This is a genomic window from Pseudomonas sp. 34 E 7, from assembly GCF_900005715.1.
Classification (GTDB): Bacteria; Pseudomonadota; Gammaproteobacteria; order Pseudomonadales; family Pseudomonadaceae; genus Aquipseudomonas; species Aquipseudomonas orientalis_A.
On the sequence record NZ_CVTX01000156.1, the window covers coordinates 160,643 to 172,300 of the forward strand.

12 protein-coding genes are annotated in these 11,658 nt (G+C 61.6%); 6 read left to right on the forward strand and 6 right to left on the reverse strand.

The window, feature by feature from the left end:
* The first annotated feature begins 134 nt into the window (after positions 1-134).
* Both BFP96_RS20050 and BFP96_RS20055 read left to right on the forward strand, forming a co-directional pair.
* Positions 135-1,454 carry an MFS transporter gene (locus BFP96_RS20050; RefSeq protein WP_065935142.1) on the forward strand — a complete coding sequence of 440 codons (1,320 nt, stop codon included), beginning with the start codon at positions 135-137 and terminating at the stop codon, positions 1,452-1,454.
* Positions 1,455-1,604: 150 nt separating this feature from the next.
* Positions 1,605-2,237, forward strand: a complete 633-nt coding sequence (locus tag BFP96_RS20055) for a flavin reductase family protein (protein WP_065895101.1) — start codon at positions 1,605-1,607, stop codon at positions 2,235-2,237.
* 107 nt (positions 2,238-2,344) lie between these two features.
* On the opposite strand, the gene BFP96_RS20060 is transcribed toward BFP96_RS20055, so the two are convergent.
* Positions 2,345-2,578 carry a hypothetical protein gene (locus BFP96_RS20060; RefSeq protein WP_065936882.1) on the reverse strand — a complete coding sequence of 78 codons (234 nt, stop codon included), beginning with the start codon at positions 2,576-2,578 and terminating at the stop codon, positions 2,345-2,347.
* 41 nt (positions 2,579-2,619) lie between these two features.
* On the reverse strand, positions 2,620-2,961 hold the full coding sequence (locus BFP96_RS20065) for a putative quinol monooxygenase (protein ID WP_065887569.1): 342 nt from the start codon (positions 2,959-2,961) through the stop codon (positions 2,620-2,622).
* A gap of 327 nt (positions 2,962-3,288) precedes the next feature.
* On the opposite strand from BFP96_RS20065, the gene BFP96_RS20070 reads away from it, so the two are divergent.
* On the forward strand, positions 3,289-4,218 hold the full coding sequence (locus BFP96_RS20070; RefSeq protein ID WP_065896379.1) for an AraC family transcriptional regulator: 930 nt from the start codon (positions 3,289-3,291) through the stop codon (positions 4,216-4,218).
* Positions 4,219-4,340: 122 nt separating this feature from the next.
* Here BFP96_RS20070 and BFP96_RS20075 read toward each other — a convergent pair whose 3' ends face one another.
* From BFP96_RS20075 to edd, 4 genes are all read right to left on the reverse strand, one after another.
* Positions 4,341-5,768, reverse strand: coding sequence for an ATP-binding protein (locus BFP96_RS20075; RefSeq protein WP_205929255.1), 1,428 nt, complete (start codon positions 5,766-5,768; stop codon positions 4,341-4,343).
* 31 nt (positions 5,769-5,799) lie between these two features.
* Positions 5,800-6,534 (reverse strand): response regulator, encoded by a 735-nt coding sequence (locus tag BFP96_RS20080; RefSeq protein WP_065895105.1) that lies wholly within the window; start codon positions 6,532-6,534, stop codon positions 5,800-5,802.
* A gap of 134 nt (positions 6,535-6,668) precedes the next feature.
* Positions 6,669-7,625 carry a glucokinase gene (locus tag BFP96_RS20085; RefSeq protein ID WP_065936883.1) on the reverse strand — a complete coding sequence of 319 codons (957 nt, stop codon included), beginning with the start codon at positions 7,623-7,625 and terminating at the stop codon, positions 6,669-6,671.
* The gene (gene edd / locus BFP96_RS20090) at positions 7,622-9,448 is read right to left on the reverse strand and encodes a phosphogluconate dehydratase (protein ID WP_065887564.1); all 1,827 of its coding nucleotides are present in this window, start codon (positions 9,446-9,448) and stop codon (positions 7,622-7,624) included. Before edd ends, BFP96_RS20085 begins: the two co-directional genes overlap by 4 nt.
* Before the next feature lie 222 nt (positions 9,449-9,670).
* Between edd and gap the strand changes: the two genes are divergently transcribed.
* From gap to BFP96_RS20105, 3 genes are all read left to right on the forward strand, one after another.
* Positions 9,671-10,672, forward strand: coding sequence for a type I glyceraldehyde-3-phosphate dehydrogenase (gap, locus tag BFP96_RS20095; RefSeq protein ID WP_065936884.1), 1,002 nt, complete (start codon positions 9,671-9,673; stop codon positions 10,670-10,672).
* 199 nt (positions 10,673-10,871) lie between these two features.
* On the forward strand, positions 10,872-11,390 hold the full coding sequence (locus BFP96_RS20100; RefSeq protein WP_065895106.1) for an RNA polymerase sigma factor: 519 nt from the start codon (positions 10,872-10,874) through the stop codon (positions 11,388-11,390).
* Positions 11,391-11,465: 75 nt separating this feature from the next.
* Positions 11,466-11,658 (forward strand): FecR/PupR family sigma factor regulator (locus tag BFP96_RS20105; RefSeq protein WP_139113427.1); only part of this gene is annotated, 193 nt, incomplete at its 3' end.

Consider the following 11,658-nt stretch of genomic DNA (forward strand, 5'->3'; position numbering starts at 1 on the left):
CGACTTTCCGCTCAAAAAAACCTCGCAACCCTTCTATCCCGGGCCTTCATCCACCTGGCACAGCTTCTGCTATAGCCCCAGCCAGGCAGTGCTCAGGCACGCTTCATAAAAACAACTAGATGAAGGATCCTTCAATGGATAACTCCAATACCTTGCCTCTGGGGTCGGCCGCTGCGCCGGCGAAAGAACGCACGACCTCCAGCCGGATCAAATCGATCTTCAGCGGCTCCGTCGGCAACATGGTCGAGTGGTATGACTGGTACGTCTATGCCGCCTTCTCGCTGTACTTCGCCAAGACCTTCTTCCCCAAAGGCGACACCACCGCCCAATTGCTCAACACCGCCGCGATCTTCGCCGTGGGCTTTCTGATGCGCCCTATCGGCGGCTGGCTGATGGGCCTTTACGCCGACAAAGTCGGGCGTAAAAAAGCCCTGATGGCCTCGGTCTACCTGATGTGCTTCGGCTCACTGTTGATCGCCCTGAGCCCAAGCTATGAACTCATCGGTATCGGCGCACCCATCCTGCTGGTATTCGCCCGCTTGCTGCAGGGGCTGTCGGTAGGTGGCGAGTACGGCACCTCCGCCACGTACCTCAGCGAGATGGCGACCCGGGAACGCCGCGGTTTCTACTCCAGCTTCCAGTACGTCACCCTGATCTCCGGCCAGCTCATCGCGCTGGGTGTGCTGATCGTGCTGCAGCAAACCCTGACCACCGAACAGCTGTATGCCTGGGGCTGGCGCATTCCGTTCGCCATCGGCGCCCTGTGCGCAGTGGTCGCGCTGTACCTGCGTCGCGGCATGGAAGAGACCGAGTCGTTCACCAAGAAGGAAAAAGCCAAGGAAAGCGCAATGCGCACCTTGATGCGCCACCCCAAGGAACTGCTCACCGTGGTCGGCCTGACCATGGGCGGCACCCTGGCGTTCTACACCTACACCACCTACATGCAGAAATACCTGGTGAACACCGTCGGCATGAGCATCTCCGACTCCACCACCATCTCGGCGGCGACGCTGTTCCTGTTCATGTGCCTGCAACCCCTGGTGGGCGGGCTGTCGGACAAGATTGGCCGGCGCCCGATCCTGATCGCCTTCGGCGTCCTCGGCACCCTGTTCACCGTGCCTATCCTCACCACCCTGCACACCATCCAGACCTGGTGGGGCGCGTTCTTCCTGATCATGGCCGCGCTGATCATCGTCAGCGGCTATACCTCGATCAATGCGGTGGTCAAGGCCGAGCTGTTCCCGACCGAAATCCGCGCCCTCGGCGTGGGCCTGCCGTATGCCCTGACCGTGTCGATCTTCGGCGGTACTGCTGAATACATCGCCTTGTGGTTCAAGAGCATCGGCATGGAGACCGGCTACTACTGGTACGTGACCGCGTGTATCGCGGTGTCGTTGCTGGTCTATGTGACCATGAAAGACACCCGCAAGCATTCGCGGATCACCACCGACTAACTGCATGATGAGATAAAACCTGTGGGAGGGGGCTTGCTCCCGATAGCGGTGGGTCAGTCAGTAATGTATAGACTGACCCACCGCTATCGGGGGCAAGCCCCCTCCCACATTGGGTATGATGTGGGCTCCAGAATTGAGAGCAGACAGGTTATGTCCGACGATATCCATTTCTACGAACCCGCCAACGGCCACGGCCTGCCCCATGATCCGTTCAACGCCATCGTCGGCCCACGTCCGATCGGCTGGATCTCGTCACACGACCGCGAAGGTCGCCTGAACCTGGCGCCTTACAGTTTCTTCAACGCGTTCAACTACATCCCGCCGATCATTGGGTTTTCCAGCGTCGGGCGTAAAGACAGCCTGAACAATATCGAGCAGACCGGCGAGTTTGTGTGGAACCTGGCGACCCGCCCGCTGGCCGAGCAGATGAACCAGAGTTGCGCGGCTGTTGCGTCGGACGTGGATGAATTCGAGCTGGCCGGCCTGACGCCGGTGGCTTCGAAAGTCGTCGGCGTACCGCGAGTGGGCGAAAGTCCGGTGTCGTTCGAATGCAAGGTGACGCAGATTATCCAGCTGCAACGCGCCGACCAGCAATTGGTCCCCAGCTGGCTGGTGCTGGGCGAAGTGGTCGCGGTGCACATCGCCAAATGGCTGCTCAAGGATGGGATCTACGACACGGCGGCCGCCGAGCCGATTCTGCGCGGTGGCGGCCCGGCGGATTATTTCCAGTTAGGCCCTGAAGCGCTCTTCAAAATGTACCGACCAGGCGCCACAAAACCCTGACTGAAATGCAGTCAAACTGTGGGAGGGGGCTTGCCCCCGATGACTAGGTATCAGCTGCAAATTTGCTGGCTGACAAACCGCTATCGGGGGCAAGCCCCCTCCCACATTTAGTCCCAAATCAGCTGGCCTTCCGCGTCCACATCGACCAGATACTCAAGGCGCGCCGCCGCCGCATCATCGGCATCGGACGCGGTCTTGAAGGTCTGACCGTCCAGAATCTTGTGAAACCTCGGAGCGCCCATGCCATCGAGTGCCTTGACGGCAACGGCGGCGCTGTAGCCACTCTCTCCCGGTACGACGGCGGAAACGGCTTCGTGGTGGGCAAACTGTTTACGTGCCATGTTGCAGTTCCTGGCCAATGAAAAGTCGGCCATTCTAACCCCTAACCGGCCAGTTGCAGGTACTCGCCGTAGGCGTTGACGGCGGATGCGTCGGTGAAGGTCTGGAAGTCCATGCTGCGCACGACCATGTCGTTCAACAACTCGGTGAAGATCATCAGGGCCGGGGAATTGAAGTAGGCGCTCATCGCCTGCTCGCTGCTCCATAAACCTGTGACCAACCACACATCGGGGTCGACCTGGGAATGCTGCAACGAAAATTGCAGGCAACCCTGAGCTTGTCGGCCCGGTTCGATCAAACTGCTCAAGCGTGCACCCAGCTCGGTGCTGCACCCGTTACGGGCACGGATAAAGGCCATATGGCTCGCGGGAATGGGGGTGGACATGTTCGACTCTCCCGTTGAGAAGTGATGCTCGGCAAGCACTGTGAGGGCGTGTTGCCACAGGATCAAAGATAGCGGCGCAGGGTTGGGCGCGGTTAGTCAATTCCTGCAGGCTTATTGCACAATCCTGCGAGAAGCGTAGGCAGGACGTTTGCGCAGCCGTTTTATTCCACGCCCGAGCGGCTTGTTTCAGGGACATGACAGGCGCTTTGCTTGCCTGATTCACGAAAGGCCGCAGGATCAGGCAAGGATTGTGCAGAATCGACGTAACACTTTTGAAAACCCACCGCTAAGCTGAGCCCCATCAAATTCGCGTGTAGAGGACGTCTCATGCCGTCGCCCGACCTCAAGCCCACTCCCCTCGATGCCGAGATGGAAAAGCAGCGTGCCGAACTGGCCAGCATCGTGCACCGCCATACCTGGGAAGACGGTTCCTACGGCACGGCGATCACCTCGCTGTACCTGAACCGCCACAACACGCCGCGCGACTTCATGCCGGTGCTGGTGGAGCCGGCACTGTGCATCCTCGCCAGTGGCAGCAAGGAAGTGCGCCTGGCCGACGAAATCTTCGCCTATGACCCGCTCAACTATCTGGTGTTCTCGGTGGCCATGCCGGTGGCCGGGCGGATTATCGAGGCCACGCCGGAAGACCCCAACCTGTCGGTGCGCATCAATATCGACCCGGCCCAGCTCACCGCATTGATTGCCGAAGCCGGGCCGATGGGCGTGCCGTCGCGTCCTACGTCCCGTGGCATGTACGTCGACCGCATCGACAATCAACTGCTCGACGCCGTGCTGCGCCTGACCCGCCTGCTGGACACGCCCAAAGATATCGCGATGCTTGCGCCGCTGATCAGCCGCGAAATTCTCTACCGTTTGTTACGTGGGCCCCAGGGCTATCGCCTGTACGAAATTGCCGTCGCCAACAGCCAGAGCCACCGGGTGAGCCAGGCGATCAAGTGGTTGAACGGCAACTACGAACAGCCGCTGCGCATCGATGACCTGGCCCGGGAAGTGAACCTGAGCGTCTCGACCCTGCACCACCGTTTCAAGGCGATCACCGCCATGAGCCCGCTGCAATACCAGAAACAGCTGCGCCTGCAGGAAGCTCGGCGACTGATGATTGCCGAAGGGCTGGAGGCGTCGGCGGCGGGGTATCGAGTGGGGTATGAAAGCCCGTCGCAGTTCAGCCGGGAGTACAGCCGGTTGTTTGGTGCGCCGCCCTTGCGCGACTTGGCCCGCTTGCGCCAAAGCATCTGACACAATGAGTTTCAAAATGTGGGAGGGGGCTTGCCCCCGATAGCGGTGTATCAGTCAGCTCATTTGCAACTGACCCACCGCAATCGGGGGCAAGCCCCCTCCCACATTGGGCCCGGGCGCAGTCAGTCCAATCCGCGGGGTAGCTTCAGGGTGACGCGCAGGCCGCCTTCGCGCAGGTTCTGCAAACTCACTTCGCCCCCATGGCTGTGGGCAATATTGCGCGCAATGCCCAACCCCAGCCCATAGCCCTGCTGCTGCCCGGCCAGGCGAAAGTGGGGCTCGAACACTTGTTCCAGGCGCTGTTCCGGCACGCCGGGGCCTTCGTCGTCCACGTGCAGGATGAACTCGGCGCCATCGTCCTCGATGTGCAAATGGGCGTTTTGTCCGTATTTCAGCGCATTGTCGATCAGGTTGCCGATACAGCGCTTGAGCGCCAGCGGCTTGCCCGGGTAGGTGGCCAGGGCCTGGCCATGCTGGGTCACTCGCCCGTTGCCGTTGGGCGCGAGGTAGGGCTCCACCAGGCATTCGAGGACGTGGTTGAGGTCCACCGGCTGGATGTTCTCGTGGATATCGGTGTCTTTCACGCATTGCAGCGCGCCCTTGACCAGCAATTCCAGCTCATCCAGGTCACGCCCGAACTTGGTTTGCAGGTTCTCATCGTCGAGCAGTTCCACGCGCAGGCGCAGGCGCGTGATGGGGGTGCGCAGGTCGTGGGAGATGGCGCTGAACAACTGGCTGCGCTCGGTCAGGTAGCGGCTGATGCGCTCACGCATGGCATTGAACGCACGCCCCACTTCCACCACTTCACTGCCGCCGCCTTCGGCCACCGGCTCCACGTCCGCGCCCAGGGACATGTCCCGCGCCGCCCGCGCCAGGCGCTTGAGCGGTCGGCTTTGCCAATGCACCAGCAGGCCGATAAACAGCAGCAGGAAGCCGCTGGTCAACACGATAAACCACACCTGCTGGGCCGGCAGGCCCTGCTCTTCAAGGCTGGTGTAGGGTTCGGGCAACAGCGAGGCGATGTACAGCCATTCACCCTGCGCGAGCTGGATCTGGGTGACCAGCACCGGCGGGTTGACCGGCTCCAGGGTCAATGCGTAGTGGGCCCAGGAGCGCGGCAGTTCGTCGAGCTTGAGGCCGGCGTTGAAGATGCGCAGGTCTTCGGCGCTGACGAACTCCACCGAGATATGCACATCGGCGCCGAGGGTCTGGCGCAACACGTCGTCCACAGCCACCAGCACCGCCTGCTTGCGCGGGGTTTCGGGCAATACCTGCATGTCCAGCGGACGATCGTTGAGGGTCACCACAAAACGCGTGCCGCCCATGCTACGCAACTGGTCGAGCACCAGCGGGCGATAGGCCACCGGCAATGAACGGAAGTAACTCACGCTGGCGGTCATCGAATGCGCCAGGCTACGGGCGCTGGTGACCAGGCCTTCCAACTGCGTGGCGCGCAGCTGCGAGAGCCAGATCACGCTGGACAGCGCCTGGGCGAACAACACGGCGAGCAAGGTCAGCAGCAACATGCGCCCCAGCAGCGAGCGCGGCACGGGAAAACGGCGGCGGCGTTCGCTCAGGTGTTCAGTGGGCATTGCCGGCAACCACGCTGGCTGCCAGTTGATAGCCGCTGCCGCGCACGGTGCGGATCAGCCGCGGAGGTTTCTCGGTATCGCGCAGGCGTTGGCGCAGGCGGCTGACGGCCATGTCGACGATACGGTCCAACGGCATCAGGTCGCGGCCACGGGTGGCGTTGCCGATGGTGTCGCGGTCGAGGATCTGTTGCGGGTGGTCGAGAAACAGCTTGAGCAAGGCAAAGTCGGCGCCGGAGAGGATCACCTCTTCGCCGTCCACGTGAAACAGGCGGTGGCTGACCGTATCGAGGCGCCATTCGTCGAACACCAGCACTTCGCCACCGCTGCTGCGCTCCTGGCCGAACTGGCAGCGACGCAGCAGCGCCTTGATCCGCGCCTGCAACTCGCGGGGGCTGAACGGCTTGCCGATATAGTCATCGGCGCCCAGCTCCAGGCCGATCACGCGGTCAGCTTCGTCGGAACTGGCGGTGAGCATGATGATCGGCACCTGCGCCTGGCGCGGGTGCTGACGAACCCAGCGGCAGAGGCTGAAACCGTCTTCATCCGGCAACATCACATCGAGGATCACCAGGTCGCACGGCGCCTCGCTCATCGCCTGGCGAAACCCCGCGCCATCGGCCACGCCACGGACCTGGAAGCCGGCGCGACTGAGGTAGGTCTGCAGCAATTCGCGGATTTCCTGGTCGTCGTCGACGAGGAGAATGGATTTACTGATTGCGCTCACGGGGTCCTCCTTGTTGTTGTGGGTGTTCTTGAGGGCCTCATCGGGGGCAAGCCCCCTCCCACATTCGATCGCGTTCCAACTTTGGAATGCAGGCAAATGTGGGAGAGGGCTTGCCCTCGATAGGCCATCACAGCCTAAGCAAATGCCTGCTCAAGCGCCACACCCGCCCCGGTCAACCCGGAATACGGTGCCGTCACCAACCATACCGGAATGCCCTTGAAGTAGTCGCTCATGCAGCCTTTATCGGCGAAGCTCCTGGCAAAACCGCTGTTGATAAAGAAGTCGGCGAACCTCGGTATCACCCCACCCACGATGTACACGCCACCACGCCCGCCGGTGGTCAGCACGTTGTTGCCCGCCACCCGGCCCAGCCAGATGCTGAATTGGTCCAGGACTTCCATCGCCACCGGATCGCCAGCCAGGCCCGCCGCCGTGATGGCTTCGGGTGTGTCCAGCACAGGTGTGTGCCCGTCCACCGCACAGATCGCCCGGTACAGGCGCGGCAAACCGCCGCCGCTCAAGGCGGTTTCGGCGCTGACATGGCCGATCTCGCTGTGGATGTGCTGCCACAACTGGGTTTCGCGCGCACTGCTCAGGGGCAGGTCGACATGGCCGCCCTCCCCCGGCAATGCCGCAAAGCGCCCTGCGCCAAGGTCCAGCAGGGTGCCGACGCCCAGGCCGGTGCCCGGGCCGATCACCACCGCCGGGCGCAACGGCTCCGGGGTGCCTTCGCACACCACGCGGAATTCGTCGGGCTGCAGGCGGGTCATGCCCAGGGCCATGGCCGAGAAGTCATTGACCAGCAGCAATTCATCCACCTGCAACGCCTGGCAAAACGCGGTCGTGCTCAGGCGCCAGTGATTGTTGGTGAACTTGAATTCATCGCCGCTCACCGGCCCGGCCACCGACAGGCAAACTGCGCCGATATCACCGATATTCAAGCCTTCTTCCGCCAGATAGAACCTGATCGCGTCTTCAGGGCTGGCGTAGTCCGCCGTGGCATGCACACGAATCGAATGCAATGCCTGATCCCGCCACAACGCAAAACGGGCGTTGGTACCCCCGATATCACCGACCAGCGCTAACTTCACTTAAGCGTCTCCAAGGCAGAGGTAAAGGCGCTGGCGCCCTGCTCTGCGGAGCTTGCGGCCAAGCGCATGAATGCAAACAACTCGCGACCGGCGCCCACGTTATTGCCCAACAGGCCGGTGGCAGGCGTACGCGCTGCAAATACGTCGGCGTCCACCTTAAGCTCCAGGGTGCCGGTGACGCCATCGACGCGAATGATATCGCCATCCTGGACCCGCGCCAGCGGCCCGCCGCTCTGGGCTTCGGGGTTGACGTGGATCGCGGCGGGAATCTTACCCGAGGCGCCGGACATACGCCCGTCTGTTACCAACGCCACTTTGAAACCACGGTCCTGCAACACGCCGAGGAACGGGGTCATCTTGTGCAATTCGGGCATGCCGTTGGAGCGCGGGCCCTGGAAGCGCATCACCGCAACGAAGTCTTTTTCCAGTTGGCCCGCCTTGAAGGCATCGGCCAGGTCCTGTTGATCCTGGAACACCACCGCCGGGGCTTCGACCACCTGATGCTCCGGTGCGACCGCAGACACTTTCATCACCCCACGGCCAAGGTTGCCTTCCATCACACGCAAGCCGCCTTCGGGCGAAAACGCACGGGCCACGGGGCGCAGGATGGTTTCGTCGAGGCTTTCGATGGGGCCGTCGCGCCAGATCAGTTCGCCGTCGACCAGGAACGGCTCCTGGGTGTAACGGCTCAAGCCCTTGCCCGCCACGGTGTTGACGTCTTCGTGGAGCAGGCCGGCTTCGAGCAGTTCACGGATCAGGAACGACATGCCGCCCGCCGCCTGGAAGTGGTTGATGTCAGCCTTGCCGTTCGGATACACGTGGGACAGGGTCGGCACCACCTCGGAGAGGTCGGCCATGTCCTGCCAGGTCAGGATGATGCCCGCCGACATGGCGATGGCCGGCATATGCAGGGTGTGGTTGGTGGACCCGCCGGTGGCGTTGAGGGCGACGATGGAGTTGACGATGGATTTTTCGTCGACGATCTCGCCGATCGGCGTGAAGTTGCCGTTGGCCTTGGTCAGGCGCGTGACCTGGTGCGCGGCCTCGCGGGTCAATGCATCACGCAGCGGCGTGTACGGGTTGACGAACGAGGCGCCCGGCAGGTGCAGGCCCATGACTTCCATCAACAGTTGGTTGGTGTTGGCGGTGCCGTAGAAGGTGCAGGTGCCGGGGCTGTGGTAGGACTTCATCTCCGACTCCAGCAACTCTTCGCGGCTGGCCTTGCCTTCGGCGTAGCGCTGGCGCACATCGGCTTTCTGCTTGTTGGAGATACCCGACGGCATCGGCCCGCCGGGCACGAAAATCATCGGCAGGTGACCGTAGCGCAGCGCGCCCATCATCAGGCCGGGGACGATCTTGTCGCAGATGCCCAGCATCAGCGCGGCATCGAACATGTTATGGGACAGCGCTACTGCCGTGGACATGGCGATGACTTCACGGCTGAGCAGGCTCAGCTCCATGCCCGGCTCGCCCTGGGTGACGCCGTCGCACATGGCGGGCGTGCCGCCGGCGAACTGGCCGACCGAGCCGACTTCGCGCAGGGCTTTTTTGATCTGTTCAGGGAAATGTTCGTACGGCTGATGCGCCGAGAGCATGTCGTTATATGAAGAAACAATTGCCACGTTGGCGGCATTCATCATGCGCAGGCTGTTTTTGTCCTCGGTGCCGCAACCGGCCACGCCATGGGCAAAGTTGGCGCACTGCAGCTTGCCGCGCATCGGACCGTCGCTGGCGGCGCCGCGAATGAGCGCAAGGTAGGCCTGGCGGGTGGCGCGGCTGCGGGCGATAAGCCGTTCGGTGACCTCAAGAACGCGGGGATGCATGTATAGAACTCCAGGCTAACGGATGTGGCGACCTGAGAGTCTATGCTGATCAAACGCCCACAGCTCATGGGATGGCAGGGGGTCGTTTGGATCATCGGACCAGTTGATTCAGGTCACTCGTTGTAGATTGAACAAAATATTGCCACTAAAAAGGCTTGTTTTCTATTTTTATGCGAATAATCTTGTAATTCTTACAACAAATCGACGACAGGCACTTTTCCAATGACTCTACGTATCGCAATCAATGGTTTTGGCCGTATCGGCCGTAATGTCCTGCGCGCACTGTATACCCAAGGCTATCGCCAGGATTTGCAGATCGTCGCCATCAACGACCTGGGCGACAGTTCGATCAACGCCCACCTGCTCAAATACGACACCGTACATGGCACATTCGACGCAGAGGTCACCCACGATCAGGAAGGCCTGACCGTCAACGGTGACCGGATTGCCGTGAGTGCCATTCGCAACCCGGCCGACCTGCCATGGGCCGCACACAAGATCGACGTGGTGTTCGAATGCACCGGCCTGTTCACCGAACGTGACAAGGCTGCCGCCCATATCAGCGCCGGCGCGCGCAAGGTGATCATCTCCGCACCGGCCAAGGGCGCGGACGCGACCGTGGTCTATGGCGTAAACCATGACATTCTGCGTCAATCGCACCAGATCATCTCCAACGCTTCGTGCACCACCAACTGCCTGGCACCGGTCGCCCAGGTGCTGCACCGCGAGCTGGGCATCGAAAGCGGCTTGATGACCACCATTCACGCCTACACCAACGACCAGAACCTGACCGACGTCTACCACACCGACCCGTACCGCGCGCGTTCGGCCACCCAGAACATGATCCCGAGCAAGACCGGCGCCGCCGAAGCCGTCGGCCTGGTATTGCCGGAACTGGCGGGCAAGCTGACCGGCATGGCCGTGCGCGTGCCGGTGATCAACGTGTCGCTGGTGGACCTCACCGTACAGCTGAAAAAAGAAGCCACGGCCGACGAAGTCAACGCGCTGTTGAAACAGGCCAGCCAGCACTCGAAGATCCTCGGCTACAACACACTGCCGCTGGTTTCCAGTGACTTCAACCATAACCCGCTGTCGTCGATCTTCGATGCCAACCACACCAAGGTCAGCGGCAAGCTGCTCAAGGTGCTGGCGTGGTACGACAACGAATGGGGCTTCTCCAACCGGATGCTGGATAATTGCCTGGCGCTGTGTAACGCCGAATAATCCCTCTGGGATCTCGCTTGTGTGGGAGGGGGCTTGCTCCCGATAGCGGTGGGTCAGCTAGAGGTAAGCTGGCTGATACGCCGCCATCGGGGGCAAGCCCCCTCCCACATTTGCTTTGCGCGGGGCCGCAGAAATCGCCACTTGCCATTTCAGTTGATGATAAGCATTATCATTCACTGCATGTCAGTCTGGTATCACTGTGAGCCAATCTCGCTTCAACCACGTCTTTCTCGCCCAACGGGTGATCCTGCTGCGCACGCTGCAGCGCATGGTGAATAACCACAGCACCGCCGAGGACCTGTTGCAGGAAACCTACCTGCGCGTGACTCGGGCCTTGAGTGAACGGCCGATCGACCACCTTGAACCCTTCGTCTACCAGACCGCGCGCAACCTGGCGCTGGATCATCTGCGTTCGCGCAGGATCCAGGCCCGCACCCTGCAGGAAGATGTCCCGCTGGATATCCTGCAAAGCGTCGCCGCCCCCATCAGCACGCCCGAAGACGCCACCCAGGCCGAGCAATTGCTTGAGCACCTGAGCGTCAGCCTGGGCCAGTTGAGCGCGCGCCAGCAACGCATCTTCATCCTCAGCCGCCTGCACGGTTGCAGCTACCAGGAAATTGCCGATCAGTTGCAGGTGTCCTTGAGCACCGTGCAAAAGGAACTGAAATTGATCATGGCCATCTGTGTAGGTGTGGCCGAACGGTTGGATCAGCCTTAAGCTTCATCCGACAGAGGTATCGATCCAGGCTGTAGGAAATAACGAATAAAACGTGGCGAAGACCCGAGGAACACCGTGACGGACCCGAATAAACTGCGCCCCCATGAGCTGGCTCATGAGGTGCTGCAAGACACGGCCATGGACCAAGCGCTCGATTGGCTGATTGCCTTGCAGTGCCCGCAACCCGGCCAGCAAGCCGCTTTCCAGGCCTGGCTGGCGCAGGACGCGGCGCATGCCCATGCGTTCAGCAAGGCCCAGTCCGCCTGGG